We start from the raw sequence: 16146 nt of genomic DNA on the forward strand, positions 1-16146 counted from the left end.
CATACCGAACAACGTGGATCGACCTCCCAAGGACTTCCCATGATCAACAAGATCGCCGCCTCCATCGCGGAGGCGCTGGCGAACGTGAAGGACGGGTCCACCGTCCTGATCGGCGGCTTCGGCACGTCCGGCATCCCGGGCGAGCTCATCGACGGCCTGATCGCGCAGGGCGCGAAGGACCTCACCGTCGTCAACAACAACGCGGGCAACGCCGATTACGGCCTCGCCGCGCTGCTGAAGGCCGGCCGCGTGCGCAAGATCATCTGCAGCTTCCCGCGCCAGGTGGACAGCTGGGTGTTCGACGAGCTCTATCGCAGCGGCAAGCTCGAACTGGAACTCGTGCCGCAGGGCAACCTCGCCGAGCGCATGCGCGCCGCCGGCGCGGGCATCGGCGCGTTCTTCTGCCCCACGGCGGCCGGTACGGAGCTGGCCAAGGGCAAGGAAACCCGCGAGATCGATGGCAGGCAGTACGTGCTGGAGTACCCGATCCATGGCGACGTCGCGCTGATCAAGGCCGAAGCCGGCGACCGCTGGGGCAACCTCGTCTACCGCAAGGCGGCGCGCAACTTCGGCCCCGTGATGGCCGCCGCGGCCAAGTACACGGTCGCCACCGTGTTCGAACTCAGGGAACTGGGCGAGCTCGATCCGGAAGCGGTCGTCACGCCCGGCATCTACGTGAGCAAGCTCGTGAAGATCCCGCGCGTCGCCACGCAGGCCGGCGGCTTCAAGAAAGAGGTGGCGTGAGCATGGCCTACCAGAAACGCACCAAGGACGAACTCGCGAAACGCGTCGCGCAGGACATCCACGACGGCGCCTACGTGAACCTCGGCATCGGCCAGCCCACCGCGGTGGCCAACCACATCCCGGCCGGCCGCGAGGTCATCCTGCAAAGCGAAAACGGCATCCTCGGCATGGGCCCGGCGCCGGCCGCGGGCGAGGAAGACTACGACCTGATCAACGCAGGCAAGCAGCCCGTGTCGCTGCTGCCGGGTGGCGCCTATTTCCATCACGCCGACTCGTTCGCGATGATGCGCGGGGGCCACCTCGACATCTGCGTGCTCGGCGCCTTCCAGGTTTCCGCGAAGGGCGACCTCGCGAACTGGAGCACCGGCGAGCCCGGCGCCATCCCCGCCGTCGGCGGCGCGATGGACCTCGCGATCGGCGCCAAGCAGACCTGGGTGATGATGGACCTGCTCACCAAGAAGGGCGAGAGCAAGATCGTCGAACGCTGCACCTATCCGCTCACCGGTGTCGCGTGCGTGAAGCGCATCTACACGGACCTGTGCACACTGGAGTGCACGCCGCAGGGCCTGAAGCTCATCGACAAGGTCGAGGGCCTCTCGCATGCGGAACTCGAAAAGTTGATCAACCTGCCGATCGCGGCCTGAGCCAGGAGACCCGAACATGACCCGACAAGCCTTCATCTGCGACGCGATCCGCACGCCGTTCGGCCGCTACGGCGGCGCCCTGTCGTCCGTGCGCACCGACGACCTCGCGGCCATCCCGCTCAAGGCGCTGATGGCGCGCAATGCCAACGTGGACTGGCAGGCCGTCACCGACGTGATCTTCGGCTGCGCCAACCAGGCCGGCGAGGACAACCGCAACGTGGCGCACATGGCCACGCTGCTGGCCGGCCTGCCCGTGGACGTGCCCGGCGCCACCGTCAACCGCCTGTGCGGCTCCGGCCTCGACGCCATCGGCACCGCCGCGCGCGCCATCAAGTCGGGCGAGGCCACGCTGATGATCGCCGGCGGCGTGGAGAGCATGAGCCGCGCGCCCTTCGTCATGCCGAAGGCGGAATCCGCTTTCTCCCGCAGCAACGCGGTGTACGACACCACCATCGGCTGGCGCTTCGTCAACAAGCTGATGAAGGAGATGTACGGCGTCGACTCCATGCCCGAGACGGCGGAGAACGTGGCCGTCGACTACAAGATCGAGCGCGAGGCCCAGGACCGCATGGCACTGGCTTCGCAGCTGAAGGCCGTGGCGGCCCAGAAGCGCGGCTTCTTCGACGCGGAGATCACGCCCGTGAGCATCCCGCAGAAGAAGGGCGAGGCCATCGTCGTCAACAAGGACGAACATCCGCGCGAGACTTCGCTGGAAGCGCTGGCCAAGCTCAAGGGCGTGGTGAAGCCGGACGGCAGCGTGACCGCGGGCAACGCCAGCGGCGTGAACGACGGCGCCTGCGCGCTGCTGCTGGCCGACGAAGCCAGCGCCGCGAAGCACGGCCTGACGCCGCGCGCGCGCATCGTGGGCATGGCCACCGCCGGCGTGCCGCCGCGCGTGATGGGCATCGGCCCTGCGCCGGCGACGCAGAAGGTGCTGGCGCTCACGGGGCTGAAACTCGAGCAGCTCGACGTGATCGAACTGAACGAAGCCTTCGCGGCGCAGGGCCTCGCGGTGTTGCGCATGCTGGGGCTGAAGGACGACGACGCGCGCGTGAACCCCAACGGCGGCGCGATCGCCCTGGGCCACCCGCTGGGTGCGTCCGGTGCGCGCCTCGCGACGACGGCGGTGAACCAGCTGCACGCGAGCGGCGGAAGGTACGCGCTGTGCACGATGTGCATCGGCGTGGGCCAAGGCATCGCGGTGATCCTGGAACGCGTCTAGGAACTTCCTGGATTTCTCCCTCTCCCCTCTGGGGAGAGGGCAGGGGTGAGGGGCACGCGGCCCTCGCAGGCAGCCCTCACCCCGACCCTCTCCCGCCAGCGGGAGGGGGAGCCTGGGGCTTCGCGCCTCCCAAAGACATCATGAGCAAGCAACAAGCCACCCTCGTCACCGGTGCCAGCGCCGGCATCGGCCGCGCCATCGCCCAGATGCTGCTGGCGCAAGGCCGGCAGGTCGTGAACATCGACTACAAGCTGCCGGACTGGTCGCATCCGCAGCTGCACTCGTTCCAGGCCGACCTCACGCAGGCGGCCGCGACGCAGGCGGCGGGCGCGCAGGTCGCGCGCGAGTTCGACGTCACCGCGCTGGTCAACAACGCGGGTGCGACGCGCCCCGGCACGGCCGACACGCAGACCGCGGAAGACCTCGCCTACGTCAACGCCCTCACGCTGCAGGCGACGATGCTGCTGACGCAGGCCTTCCTGCCCAGCCTGCGCGCCTGCGGCCAGGGCCGCATCGTCAACATGGCCTCGCGCGCGGCGCTGGGCAAGACCGAGCGCATCGCCTACTCCGCCGCCAAGGCGGGCCTCGTGGGCATGACGCGCACGCTGGCCATGGAGCTGGGCGCGGACGGCATCACCGTCAACGCCATCGCGCCCGGCCCGATCGCCACCGAGCTGTTCCGCCAGAGCAACCCGGACGGCGCCCCGCGCACGCAGCGCATCCTGGACAGCATCGTCGTCAAGCGCATGGGCACGCCCGAAGACGTCGCGCGCGCGGCGCTGTTCTTCCTCTCGCCGGACAACGGCTTCGTGACCGGGCAGGTGCTGTACGTCTGCGGCGGCACCACGCTGGGCCTCGCGCCAGTCTGATTCGTTTCCTCCCCGTGAAAGTGAAAGTAGAAGTGAAAGCCATGCAAGCCTCCCGCCGCCGCCTCGCGCTGGCCGGCCTCGCGCTGGCCGCCGCCGCGGCCTTCCCGTTCGCCGCGTCCGCGCAGGCTTATCCCACCAAGCCGGTCACCATCGTCGTGCCCTTCGCGGCCGGCGGCACCACCGACATCCTGGCGCGCGTGATCGGCCAGGCCCTGAACAAGGAGCTGGGCCAGCCCGTCGTCGTCGACAACCGCGCCGGCGCCGGCGGCAACATCGGTGCCGCGCTCGCGGCCAAGGCGCCCGCCGACGGCTACACCTTGTTCATGGGCACGGTCGGCACGCACGCGATCAACCAGAGCCTGTACAAGAAGCTCACGTTCGACCCCATCAAGGACTTCGCGCCGCTCACGCGCGTGGCCATGGTTCCCAACCTGCTGGTGGCGAACCCCACCAAGCCGTACAAGAACGTGAAGGAGCTGATCGCCTACGCGAAGGCCAACCCGGGCCGCGTGAACTTCGGTTCCTCGGGCAGCGGCAGCTCCATCCACCTCTCCGGCGAGCTGTTCAACAGCCTGGCGAAGGTCGACATGATCCACGTGCCGTACAAGGGCAGCGCGCCGGCCGTCACCGACCTTCTCGGCGGCCAGATCGACATCATGTTCGACAACATGCCCTCCGCCATCCAGCACGTGCGCAGCGGCAAGCTGCGCCCGCTGGCGGTGACGACGGCCAAGCGCTCGCCGGAGCTGCCGGACGTGCCGACGATCGCCGAAGCCGGCGTCCCCGGCTACGAGGCGACTTCCTGGTTCGGCATGTTCGCCCCCGCGAACACGCCCGCGCCGGTGGTGGCGAAGCTGAATGCGGCCCTCGTCAAGGTGCTGTCGCAGCCGGACGTGAAGAAGAAGCTCGCCGAGCAGGGTGCCGAGCCCTACAGCGAGAAGCCGGAGCAGTTCGCCGCGTTCATCCGCAGCGAGACGGACAAGTGGAGCAAGGTGGTGAAGGAGTCGGGCGCGAGCGCCGACTGATCCCCCGCTTCACGCACGCACAGGGCGGCCACCGGGCCGCCCTTTGTCTTTCGGCGGCCGGAAAACTGAATTCCGGAAACCCCATGGACAGCCCCCCGCGCGCGCCAGACACTGCCGCCACACCCGTCACGAGGAAGCACGAGGCATGGCGAAGCAAGTGGGATGGATCGGCCTGGGCCGCATGGGCGAGGCGATGGTCAAGCGGCTGCTGGCGGCCGGCTACGGCGCGAGCGTCTGGAACCGCACGCGCAGCAAGGCGGAACCGCTGGCGGCGTACGGCGCCGAGATCGTGCGCCACAAGACCGACCTCGCGGCCTGCGAGGTGGTGTTCACGATGGTCTCCACCACCGACGACCTGAAGGAAGTGCTCTTCGGCGAAGGCGGACTGGTCACCGGGGCGCAGAAGCCGCAGGTCGTCGTCGACAGCTCCTCCATCTCGCAGGAGGGCTCCGCCGAAATCCGGGAGCGGCTCGAAGGCATGGGCGTGGCCTATCTCTGCGCGCCCGTGTCCGGCAACGCCAAGGTGGCCAAGGCCGGCAAGCTGCTGATCGTCGCCTCCGGCCCGAAAGCGCTGTACGAGAAGGCGCAACCCTACCTGGCCGCGATGGGGCGCAAGGCCATGTGGGTCGGCGAAGGCGAGCTCGCGCGCATCTGGAAGATCGCGCACAACACCATGTTCGGCGTGGTGATCCAGAACCTCTGCGAGATCACCGTGCTGGCCGAGAAGGCCGGCATCCCGCGCCACCTGTTCCTGGAGAGCATCAACGACTCGGTGCTCGGTTCCATGTACACGCGCTACAAGACGCCGATGCTGGTCAACCTCACCTTCGACCAGGTGACCTTCACGCCGCAGCTGCTGCTCAAGGACATGGACCTGGGCATGGGCGCGGCGAAGACGCACGGCGTCGCCATGCCGGCGGCGGCGGCCACGCGCGAATCGGTCGCGCGCATGGTCGGCCACGGCCACGGCAACATCGACTTCGCCGTGCTGCTGCAGGAGACCGCGCGCGACGCGGGCCTGGAGCTGGCGCCCGAGAACGTCCAGGTGGGAGACGGCCTCTCCTCCTAGCGTTCCCCGTTCGCATCCTGTTGGCAAGCATTCCAAAGGAGACAAGACATGAAGCGAATCCTCGGCCTCCTCGCCGCCGCCCTCGTGGCCGGCGGCGCCTTCGCGCAAAGTGCGTGGCCCGCCAAGCCGGTCCGCATGATCGTGCCCTTCACCGCCGGCAGCGTGACCGACATCATCGCCCGCACCGTGGGCGAGAGCATGGCCAAGGGGCTCGTCCAGCCGGTCGTCATCGAGAACAAGCCCGGTGCCGGCGGCACCATCGGCGCCGCGCAGGTCGCCAAGAGCGACCCCGACGGCTACACGGTGCTGATCCACTCCTCGGGCCATGCGCTCAATCCGGCGATCTATCCCAACCTGCCTTACGACACGCTCAAGGACCTGAGCGGCGTCACGCCGCTGGCGGCGGTGCCGAACGTGATGGTGGTGTCGCCGGCGCGCGGCTGGAAGACCGTGGCGGACGTGCTCGCGGCCGCGAAGGCGAAGCCGGGCCAGTTGAACTACGCCTCCGCCGGTACCGGCAGCGCGACCCACATGAACGCCGAGAAGTTCAAGCTGCGCGCCGGCATCGACGCGCAGCACGTGCCGTTCAAGGGCACGCCGGAAGCCATGACCGACGTGATCGGCGGGCGCAACGACTGGTTCTTCGCGCCGCTCGCTTCCGCGCTGCCCCTGATCAAGGACGGCAAGCTGCAGGCGCTGGCGGTCAGCTCCGCGCAGCGGTCGCCCGCGCTTCCGAACGTGCCCACCACGGTCGAAGCCGGCGTGCCCGACTCCGAGTACACGCTGTGGGTCGGCATGATCGTCCCCGCGGCCACGCCGCCGGCGGTGGTCAAGCGCCTGCACGAGGAAGCGGCGAAGGCCATGAACTCGCCGGAGGTGAAGGCGCGCCTCGCCACGCTGGGCGCGGACCCGTTCCTGCTGGAGCCCGCCGCCTTCAACGCCTACATCCGCACGGAGATGGAAGCCGCCGCGGCCATTGCGAAGAGCGCCAACCTCAAGGCGCAGTGAGCGGACGCCTGCGGAAAAGTTGGCGGCAAGGCAGGCCGCAGATGTAACGCGTTGCGCCCTTTCCACAGGGAGCGTCGTAAGTAGTGTTTACATCGAGATACATCTCTCCTATATTGGTTCGACGCCCGGCGGGACCGGGCGCAACGAGTCGTTGGAGGGAACGATGAAGACCTGGATCCAAGCCGCGGCCGCGTCCGCCCTGTTTGCCGTCGCCGCCTTTGCGCATGCCGACACCGCCGCCGATGCCAAGGCCCTGCTTTCCGAGGCGCAGGCCGCCATCGCCAGCAAGGGCATCAACGCGGCCGCCGAGGAATTCAACGCCGGCGGCAAGTGGAAGCGCGGCAAGGCCTACGTGGTACTCGTCAAGTTCGAGGGCGGCACGCTCCTCGCGCACGCCGACAACCCCAAGCTCGCGGGCAAGGCCATGATCGAAGCGAAGGACGCCTCCGGCAAGGCCTTCGTCCAGGAGACGATCCAGAACGTGAAGACCACCGGCGAGTCGCTGGTGGAATACCGCTGGGCGAACCCCACCACGAAGAAGATCGACAACGGCCGCCTGATGGCGCGCCGCGTGCCCGGGCAGGACGCCTACGTCGCCGTGGGCTTCTGGGAGTAGGCACGGCAGACGCGGGCGCGCACGCGCCCGCCGGCTAGAGGAGGATCCCCATGCGCGGGCTGGACGACCTGTCCCTGAAGTTGAAGTTGGCCCTGCTGCTGGCCGCCTGCCTGGTGCTGCTGTCCGGCGGCGCGGCGCTCACCCTGTGGAGCTCCGCGCGGCTGGGAGGCGCGTTGCAGTCGCTGTATGCGGACCGGCTCCCGAGCTACGGTTTCGCGGCGCAGGTCGACGCCGACCTGCGGGACCTGAACGGGCTCATCAACCAGTCCATGGCGCTGGAGGCGATCGGCTTCAGCGCCAAGGAGGTGGAGGGCGTCGACAAGGCGATCGTCACGGTGGGCCAGCGCATCCAGACGGCGCTGGAAGGGCGGCTCGCGGTGGCCGACGCGGACGAGCGCGCGCAGCTGGAGGCCATCCAGGCGTCGCTGAAGAAGTACCGCAAGATGCTGGCCGACGTCGTGGACCTCAAGAGCACCGGCGTCGCCAATGCCGCGACCTTCCTGACCACGGCGAACTCGGAATACGCGTCGCTGCAGAAGACGGTGTCGGCGATCAGCGCGCGCGAGCTGCAGCAGGCGGGCGAGGAAGTCGCCGCGGCGCAGGCGGGCAGCCGGCGCATGCAGCTGCTGACGGTCACCGCGCTGCTCGGCGCCGCCGTGCTGGCCATCGCGGCCGGCGTCGCGATCACGCGCGGCATGCTGCGGCGCCTGCAACGGCTGTCGCGGACCATGGCGGCGCTCGGTGACGGCGACCTGACGCGCAGCGTCGAGCCGAAGGGCAGCGACGAGATCGGGCAATTGATGCGCGACGCGGAAGCGGTGCGCGAGCGCCTGGCCGCTTCGATGCGTTCCGTGCACGCCGCGAGCGAGTCGGTGCGCGCGGCCGCCGCCGAGATCGCCAACGGCAACGCGAGCCTGGGCGAGCGCACGGACTCCGCCTCGAGCTCGCTGCAGCAGACTTCCGCCTCCATTCACCAGCTCGCGGGCGCGGTGGACGAGAACGCGCGCGCCTCGGAGCGCGCCAGCACCACCGCCACCGGCGCCGCGTCTTCGGCACGGGCCACGGGCGACGTCGTCGCGCAGATGGTGCAGACCATGGGCGGCATCAGCGAGGCGAGCAAGCGCATCGCCGAGATCACCGGCGTCATCGACGGCATCGCGTTCCAGACCAACATCCTCGCGCTGAATGCAGCGGTGGAAGCGGCCCGGGCCGGCGAGCACGGGCGCGGCTTCGCCGTCGTGGCGGGCGAGGTGCGCAACCTCGCGCAGCGCGCGTCGTCGGCTGCCAAGGAGATCGCGACGCTGATCCAGGATTCGGTGAGCAGCGTGCGCGCGGGCGAGCAGCTCGTGGGCAAGGCGGGCAGCGCGATCGAGCACCTCATGGGCGAGGTGGCTTCGGTGGCCGACCTGCTCGCTTCCATCCGCGCGGCGACGGTGCAGCAAAGCACCGAACTCGCGCAGGTGAACGGCGCGCTGAGTTCCATCGAAACGGCGACGGTGCAGAACGCCACCCTGGTCGAGGAATCCACCGCCGCCGCGCTCAGCCTGCGCGAGCAGGCCGACAGCCTCGCGCAGACGCTCGGCCGCTTCCGCATCGCCGCGGCCTGAGCCGCTCTTCCGCGGGCCGGAAAACTCCTTTCTCGCGCCGGGCTTGCCCCGGCGGCACCGGGGCGCCTAGAGTGGCGCCCATGCCGCCTGCGAGGAGAGCAACGTGAAGGATTTCGTCTACATCGGCCGCCCGGCGCGCGTGCTGTTCGGCCCGGGCACGCTGCGCCAGCTCGCCTCCGAGCTCGACCGGCTGGGCGTGCGCAAGGCGCTCGTGCTGTCCACGCCGGAGCAGCGCGCGTCCGCGGAGCAGGTCGCCGGGATGCTGGGCGAGCGCGCCGCCGGCGTGTTCGACCGCGCGGTGATGCACGTGCCGATCGAGACGGCGCGCGAGGCGCGCGCGCACGCGGTGCGCCTGGGCGCGGACTGTGCCGTTGCCGTGGGTGGCGGTTCCACGGTGGGCCTCGGCAAGGCGATCGCGCTCGACTCCGGCTTGCCCATCGTTGCCGTGCCCACCACCTACGCCGGCTCCGAGATGACCACGATCTACGGCATCACCGAAGCGGGCCTGAAGAAGACGGGACGCGACGATCGCGTGCTGCCGCGCACCGTCATCTACGACCCCGAGCTCACGCTGGGCTTGCCGGTCGGCATGAGCATCACCAGCGGCATGAACGCGATCGCGCATGCGGCCGAAGGCCTGTATTCGACGACGAGCAACCCGATCATCGACCTGATGGCGGAAGAGGGCATCCGCGCGCTGGGCGTGGCGCTGCCCCGGCTGCGCGCGCAGCCGCGCGACCTGGAGGTCCGGGGCAACGCGCTCTACGGCGCGTGGCTGTGCGGGACGGTGCTTGCGTCGGTGGAGATGGCGCTGCACCACAAGCTGTGCCACACGCTCGGCGGCAGCTTCAACCTGCCGCATGCGGAGACGCACACGGTGGTGCTGCCGCATGCGCTCGCCTACAACGCGAAGGCCGCTCCCGAGGCCATGCACCGCATTGCGCGCGCGCTCGAGGCGAAGAGCGCCCCGCAAGCCGTGTATGACCTGGCCCGCGACAACGGCGCGCCCGTCGCCTTGCGCGACATCGGCATGCGCGCGGAAGACCTGGACCGCGCGTGCGACATCGCGCTGCAGAACCAGTACCCGAACCCGCGGCCGCTGGAGCGTGCCGCCTTGCGGCAGTTGCTGCAGGATGCGTACGAGGGGAAACGCCCATCCGAATAGGAAGGGGCAGTTGTAGGGTGGTGGTGAGCGAGAGCGAACCCCACCGAAAGGCGCTTCATGTCCGACGGCACCCTCACCTTCGACGGCATCGCGTACCCCGACGGCGTCGCCTCCGACCCGCGCCATCTCGGCTGGATGGAAGGCACGCCGCCGCCGCCCGGGCGCGAGGTGCGCTTCGCCGACGACCGCTTCCTCGACTTCCCGCAGATCCGCTGGACGCTCTCGCACATGCGCGAGCTCGTGCCCACGGTCAACGTGTGGCGCGGCCCGGGCCCCGCCAGCCCGTTTCCCGACGCCTTGCAGCAAGACGCCATCGACCGCCTCGCGTTCACGGACATGCACGGCCGCGAGCGGCGCTGGGACGCCTCCCTCCCCGACACCTACACCGACGGCATCGTGGTGCTGCATCGCGGCCGGCGCATCTACGAGCGCTACTTCGGCGCGCTGCAGCCGCACCTGCCCCACAGCTGCTTCTCGATCACGAAGTCGTATGCGGCCACGCTGTGCGCCACCCTCGTGCACGAGGGCGTGCTCGACGCGCAGCAGCGCATCCCGCACTGGCTGCCGGAGATGAAGGGCACGGCCTACGAGGACGCGACGCTGCGCCAGGTGATGGACATGCAGATCGGCGTCGCGTACTCGGAACTCTATTCGGACCCGAAGGCGCACATCTGGGACTACGCGCGCGCGGGCGGCCTGCGGCCCCGGCCGGAGGGCTACGCGGGGCCGGGCAGCTTCTACGACTACCTGCAGACGTTGCGCCCCGAAGGCCGCCACGGCGAAGCCTTCGCGTACAAGACCGTGAACACGGAGCTGATGGCCTGGGTGATGAAGCGCGTCTGCGGCGTGCCGCTCGCGCAGATGCTGTCGGACCACCTCTGGAGCCCGCTCGGATGCGAGCAGGACGGCTACCTCACGGTGGACCCCGTCGGCGTTCCCATGGGCGGCGGCGGCCTGCATGCCAGCCTGCGCGACCTCGCGCGCTTCGGCGAGCTGATGCGCCGCGGCGGCGACTGGAACGGCCGGCAACTCGTGCCCGAGGCCGTGGTCGCCGACATCCGCCGCGGCAGCGATCCCGCGAAGTTCGCGAAGGCGGGGTACACGCTGCTGCCCGGCTACTCGTACCGCAGCATGTGGTGGGTGTCGCACAACGAGCTCGATGCGTTCGAGGGCCGCGGCATCCATGGACAGCGCCTCTACGTCGCGCCGCGCGCCGAGATGGTCGTCGCGCGGTTCGCGTCGCACCCCGTTGCCGCGAGTGCGGCGAACGACCCGATCACGCTGCCGGCCTTGCTCGCGCTCGGTCGCCTGCTGCGCGACGGCTGAGCAGGCCTCCTTCCTTTTGCGGCGCAGCCGCGCGCAAACCCTGAGGCGGGGCTGCGCGAAGCGCCGGTATGCTTTGCCACTTCGAAAACGAACGACCGTTCTTTTTTTGTGGAGGCGACATGCAAACAGGAAGAAGACTTCGCCTGCTGGCCGCGGCATTTGCGGCGGCGGCGGTACTGGCCGGCTGCGGTGGCGGCGGCGGCACCGAGGGCCCGAAGACGCAGATCTCCCGCGTCATCGTGGCGGGTGACAGCCTCGCCGACGTGGGCGTGACCGGCATCAAGTTCACGGTGCAGAACTCGGCGGATCCAGCCGGCTTCCCGGTCTTTCCGCAGATCGTCGCGTCCAACTTCGGCGTGACGTCGCAGTGCAACTACTTCACCACCACGGCCGCGACCAATGCGGGCTGCACGAACTACGCCATCGGCGGCGGGCGCATCCGCGGCATCGGCGCGGCGCCGGACATCCAGGACGTGCCCACGCAGCTCGCCGTGGCGGCGCAGGTGAACGGCACGTACAAGCCGACGGACCTGCTGATCGTCGATGGCGGCGGCAACGACGCGGCGGACCTCGTGGGCGCGTACCTCGGCGCCGGCAGCAATCCGGCCGCCTACCAGTCGGTGCTCCTGCGGCTGCTCACGCCGCAGGAGATCGGCACCGCCGGCAGCCCGGAAGCCGCGAACGCGCTGTGGATGCAGAAGCTCGCCGACCGCTACTACGGCGCGATCAAGACGAACGCGCTGGACAAGGGCGCGACGCACGTCGCGGTGCTGGACATCGTCGACATCACGCTGACGCCGCGCTTCCAGCAGGTGCTCGCCGGCGTCACGCAGCAGGCCGGTGCCGCGCGGGCACAGCAACTGCAAGGCGCCATCCGCCAGTGGATCACCGTCTTCAACGACCGCCTGCGCTCGCTGGCCGGCGGCGACGCGCGCATCGCGGTGGTTCCCTTCTATGCGGACTTCCAGGACCAGGTCGCGCATCCCGCCACCTACGGCATCAGCAACGCCACCACGCCCGCATGCCCGGTGACCGGTGTCTCGGGCGGCTTGCCGAGCTACACCTTCACCACCTGCACCTCCGCTGCGCTTGACGCCGCGCCGCCCACCGGCCAGTCGGCCGGCTGGTGGCAGAGCTATGCGTTCTCGGACAGCTTCCACCCGACGCCGTTCGGCCACCGCCTGCTCGCCTCCTCCGTCAGCCGCGCCCTCGCGCGTGCCGGCTGGCTCTGATCCGCACACAAGCACAACGAGGAAGGAAGAAACATGGACAAGAAGATCGTGGCGCGGGCGGCGGCCGCCGTCCTGCTCGCGGGCTGCGCGGTGAGCGCGTCGGCCCAGAAGGCCGGCACGTGGTTCGGCGGCGTCGGCGCGACGCGCATCGCGCCGAACACGGAGAGCGGCAACCTGTCGCCGCCGGCCGCGACCAACACGCAGGTCGACGTGGGCGCGGACACGCAGCCGACCTTCTTCGTGGGCTACATGCTCACGGACAACTGGTCGGTGGAGATCCCCATCGGCTTCGGCTTCGAGCACGACATCAACGGCGCGGGCGGCATCGCGGGCACCGGCCGCATCGGCACGACCAAGGTGCTGCCGGTCAGCGCCTTCGTGCAGTACCGCTTCCTGGAGCCGACGGCGCGCTTCCGTCCGTACGTGCTGGGCGGCATCACCTACGCGTACTTCTACGGCGAGAGCGGCAGCGCGGCGCTGAATGCGCTGAACCCGGCCAACCCGCCCGGCGGCACGTCGATCGACGTCGACAAGCGCTTCGGCTGGTCGCTGGGCCTGGGCATGACCTACGCCATCAACGAGCGCTGGTTCATCGACGCGCATTACGCGCGCACGTGGCTGCGCACGACGACGACGCTGAATTCGGGGCAGAAGATCGACACCAAGCTGGACCCGGATGTATGGACGGTGGGGGTGGGGTACCGGTTCTGAGGCTGTGGTTTTCGGTGGGGTTCGCTTCGCTCACCGTCCGGCGCTGTCGCGCCGCCACCCTACAGTGCGGGATCCGGCGATGGACTTTGCAGGGTGGCGCGGCGAAAGCCGCGGAAGGTGAGCGAACGCGAACCCCACCGTTGAATCCGCTCACACCTTCTTCATCACCACATGCATCGCATGCGGCGTCCCCGCATGCTCCGTGCACCGGAACCCCAGCGCGGCCAGGTCGATGCCGGCCAGCAGCGCTTCTCCCTGCCCGAGCACCGTCGGCGAGAGCACCAGGTGCATCTCGTCGACCAGCCCCGCCTGCAGGTACTGCCGCACGGTCGACACGCCGCCGCCGATGCGCACGTCGGCGCCGCGTGCCGCTTCGCGGGCACGCTGCAGCGCTTCGTGGATGCCGCCCGTGACGAAGTGGAAGGTCGTGCCGCCCTGCATCGGGATGGCGGCGCGCGCATGGTGCGTCAGCACGAACGTCGGCACGTGGTACGGCGGGTTGTCGCCCCACCAGCCTTTCCACGCCTCGTCGGGCCAGGGTCCGCGGACCGGCCCGAACATGTTGCGGCCCAGGATCCAGGCGCCCACGTTCTCGAAGCTGCGGCGCGCATAGTCGTCGTCGACACCGCCGCTGCCGCCTTCGCCGCCGGCCACCATCTCCTGGAAGGTGCGCGTGGGATAGAACCACTGGTGCAGCGTGGTGCCGCCCACGCCCAGCGGATCTTCGAGGCTCTGGCGCGGCCCCGCGCCGAAGCCGTCGACGGACAGGGCGAAAGCCCGGACTACCACCTTGGCCATGCAGCTCTCCTGGATGCGCGATGGTGCACCACTTCGGAGATCCGCGCCATCGCGCTCAGGTGATGCCCCGGACTTCGCCGGGCCGGGGCAGCGCCTGCTCCAGCATGTCGCGCAGCAGTTCGCCGCGCTCCGCCAGGAACTCGCCGACGTCCGCGACCGGCGCTTCCGCCGGTGCGGGCGCGACGACAGTCGCCTCGAGCAGCGCGAGCGCCTCGCGCAGTTCGCGGTCCGACGCGATCCGCTGCACCGGCGTGGCGCCGAAGTGCTGCGTCGCCTCCGTGAGCGCTTCCGCGGACAAGGGCAGGGCGACGGCGAGCAGAGGCTGGCCGCTCTTCCCCTGGCCGATGGACACCGCACGCAGGCGCAACGCGAGTTCGCGCGACATGTCGCCCGCATGCTGGCGCACGAGTTCCGCCGCCAGCGGCACGCGCGGCAGATCGGCCTGGTACGCGATCGCTTCGGTCACCGTGTCCTCGTCCACCCAGCCATGCGACAGCAGCAGCTCGCCGAGCGGCCGCGGGTCGCCCGCCTGCTGCTGCAGCGCCTGCGCGAGGCGCTCGCCGTCGACGGCCTGCCAGGTCTGCAGCAGCTCGCCGAGCCGCTTGCGGGTGCGCGCGAGCTGCTCGCCGGTGGGGAACTCGTGGGCCGTCTTGTCCCACACCAGCTTCTTGCCGAAGAACACGGACGCGAGGTACATGCGCCAGGCCCGGCCCACGGCCATGCAGTTCACGAAGTTGCCGATGATCATGCGCGGCAGCGACACGAGACCGTGCCGCCACCCGTAGAGCAGCGCGGTGAAGTGCATGCGGCTCCACGCGCGGAACACGAGGAAGCCCGCGTTCACCCAGACCAGCAGGTTCCACGGACTGCCCTCGGCGAAGAGCTCGGGACGCGGCTGCTCCCACCAGCCGGCCGCCCCGCCTGCGTGCAGTGACACGAACTGCAGCAGCAGGACATATGCGACGATGCCGATGAAGGAAGTGACCACGCCCTTGCGGTCGTGCAGCAGGAAGTAGCGTGCCGCGGTCGAGCGTCCGCGCCACGGGATCTGGTGCCAGCCCTGCAAGCCGATGCCCAGCGCCCAGCGCGACTTCTGCCGGTAAGCCGCGCGGAAGCTGTCGGGGAAGAACTCGCGCACCGACAGCGGCGCCTGCAGCTCCACCTCGCGCTCGCGGCCGCGCCAGTCCTTGCGCTTGACCCGGTAGCTCACGGGAAAGACGCCGAAGATCGCCTCCAGGCCCAGTTCCTGCAGCCGCATGCCCACGTCGTAGTCTTCCGTGAGGCTGGACGTGTTGAACGGATGGTTGCGCGTGGCACCGACGAGCGCCATCAGCGCGCGGCGCGAGAAGCAGGTGCCGACGCCGGCGGAAGGCACGGTGCCCGCCACGCTCTCGCGCACCATCATCTCCTTGCCGTGGCTCTCGGCGAATTCGTCCATGTAGGTGCCGGCCACGAGTTCGCCCAGCCCGCGCTCGAGCGAGGCGACGGGCAGCTGGATCATGTCCTTGCGCGGCAGCAGGTAGTTGAAGAAGCGCAGCTCCAGCGGATGCAGCACGTCCTCGCTGTCGTGCAGCACGACGCCGGCGAATTCCATGCCGTGCTCGCGCTCGTGGTCGAAGATCGCCTCCACGACGAAGTTCAGGCAGTCCGCCTTGCAGGTCGGCCCGGGGTGCGGCACCTCCACGCGCCGCACCTGGCGGTAGCGCCGCACCATGCGCTCCGCCTCGTCGATCGTCTCCTGGTCGTTGCAGTAGGTGCCGACGAAGACCACGTAGCTGCGGTAGTCCAGCACCTGCACCATGTTCTCGACCATGGCCGCGATGACGTCGTACTCCTTCCAGGCCGGCACCATGATCGCGATCGGCTGCTCCTCGCGCGCGCGCAGCTGGTCGGGCGTGAGCGGCTGCAGCCGTCCCGTGCGGTGCAGCGCCCACCAGCGCCGCACGCGGCGGCCCCAGTACCAGGCGTCGATGAAGAGGTCGTCCAGCGCGGACAGCAGGATGGCGATGGCCACCATGGCCGCCAGCAGTTCGAGGCTGGCGTGGTAATGCGCGATGCTCCAGGTCATGCGACCGCGGTTCCTTGTTGTCGTTTCGTTTCGCAGGGCACG

Annotated in this window: 15 protein-coding genes; 13 read left to right on the plus strand and 2 right to left on the minus strand. The window is 69.7% G+C overall.

The window, feature by feature from the left end:
* The first annotated feature begins 39 nt into the window (after positions 1-39).
* The 13 genes from H8N03_RS19940 (at position 40) to H8N03_RS20000 (ending at position 13238) form a co-directional block, all read left to right on the plus strand.
* A complete protein-coding gene (locus H8N03_RS19940; protein ID WP_187077969.1) occupies positions 40-744 on the plus strand; it encodes a 3-oxoacid CoA-transferase subunit A in 705 nt (234 codons plus the stop codon).
* 2 nt (positions 745-746) lie between these two features.
* Positions 747-1388 (plus strand): 3-oxoacid CoA-transferase subunit B, encoded by a 642-nt coding sequence (locus tag H8N03_RS19945; RefSeq protein WP_187077970.1) that lies wholly within the window; start codon positions 747-749, stop codon positions 1386-1388.
* 16 nt (positions 1389-1404) lie between these two features.
* Entirely contained in the window at positions 1405-2610 is a 1206-nt protein-coding gene (gene pcaF, locus H8N03_RS19950) for a 3-oxoadipyl-CoA thiolase (RefSeq protein WP_187077971.1), read from the plus strand.
* A 140-nt stretch (positions 2611-2750) separates the two neighbouring features.
* A complete protein-coding gene (locus H8N03_RS19955) occupies positions 2751-3479 on the plus strand; it encodes an SDR family NAD(P)-dependent oxidoreductase (protein ID WP_187077972.1) in 729 nt (242 codons plus the stop codon).
* A 41-nt stretch (positions 3480-3520) separates the two neighbouring features.
* A complete protein-coding gene (locus H8N03_RS19960; RefSeq protein ID WP_187077973.1) occupies positions 3521-4504 on the plus strand; it encodes a tripartite tricarboxylate transporter substrate binding protein in 984 nt (327 codons plus the stop codon).
* 145 nt (positions 4505-4649) lie between these two features.
* Positions 4650-5573 carry an NAD(P)-dependent oxidoreductase gene (locus tag H8N03_RS19965; RefSeq protein ID WP_187077974.1) on the plus strand — a complete coding sequence of 308 codons (924 nt, stop codon included), beginning with the start codon at positions 4650-4652 and terminating at the stop codon, positions 5571-5573.
* 48 nt (positions 5574-5621) lie between these two features.
* Positions 5622-6581, plus strand: a complete 960-nt coding sequence (locus H8N03_RS19970; protein WP_187077975.1) for a tripartite tricarboxylate transporter substrate binding protein — start codon at positions 5622-5624, stop codon at positions 6579-6581.
* Positions 6582-6744: 163 nt separating this feature from the next.
* Complete coding sequence (locus H8N03_RS19975; RefSeq protein ID WP_187077976.1) at positions 6745-7197, plus strand: cache domain-containing protein; 453 nt, start codon at positions 6745-6747, stop codon at positions 7195-7197.
* A 50-nt stretch (positions 7198-7247) separates the two neighbouring features.
* Positions 7248-8804, plus strand: a complete 1557-nt coding sequence (locus H8N03_RS19980; RefSeq protein ID WP_187077977.1) for a methyl-accepting chemotaxis protein — start codon at positions 7248-7250, stop codon at positions 8802-8804.
* A gap of 103 nt (positions 8805-8907) precedes the next feature.
* Complete coding sequence (locus tag H8N03_RS19985; protein ID WP_187077978.1) at positions 8908-9969, plus strand: maleylacetate reductase; 1062 nt, start codon at positions 8908-8910, stop codon at positions 9967-9969.
* A 57-nt stretch (positions 9970-10026) separates the two neighbouring features.
* On the plus strand, positions 10027-11295 hold the full coding sequence (locus tag H8N03_RS19990) for a serine hydrolase domain-containing protein (RefSeq protein ID WP_187077979.1): 1269 nt from the start codon (positions 10027-10029) through the stop codon (positions 11293-11295).
* A 119-nt stretch (positions 11296-11414) separates the two neighbouring features.
* Entirely contained in the window at positions 11415-12527 is a 1113-nt protein-coding gene (locus H8N03_RS19995) for an SGNH/GDSL hydrolase family protein (RefSeq protein WP_187077980.1), read from the plus strand.
* A 33-nt stretch (positions 12528-12560) separates the two neighbouring features.
* On the plus strand, positions 12561-13238 hold the full coding sequence (locus H8N03_RS20000; protein ID WP_187077981.1) for an OmpW/AlkL family protein: 678 nt from the start codon (positions 12561-12563) through the stop codon (positions 13236-13238).
* A gap of 150 nt (positions 13239-13388) precedes the next feature.
* On the opposite strand, the gene H8N03_RS20005 is transcribed toward H8N03_RS20000, so the two are convergent.
* Together H8N03_RS20005 and H8N03_RS20010 are read right to left on the minus strand one after the other, a co-directional pair.
* Positions 13389-14036, minus strand: a complete 648-nt coding sequence (locus H8N03_RS20005; RefSeq protein WP_187077982.1) for a dihydrofolate reductase family protein — start codon at positions 14034-14036, stop codon at positions 13389-13391.
* Positions 14037-14091: 55 nt separating this feature from the next.
* Positions 14092-16104: a glycosyl transferase family protein gene (locus H8N03_RS20010; RefSeq protein WP_187077983.1), complete on the minus strand. Its 2013-nt coding sequence runs from the start codon at positions 16102-16104 to the stop codon at positions 14092-14094.
* Positions 16105-16146 lie beyond the last annotated feature (42 nt).

The organism is Ramlibacter cellulosilyticus, assembly GCF_014297465.1.
GTDB classification, from domain to species: Bacteria; Pseudomonadota; Gammaproteobacteria; order Burkholderiales; family Burkholderiaceae_C; genus Ramlibacter; species Ramlibacter cellulosilyticus.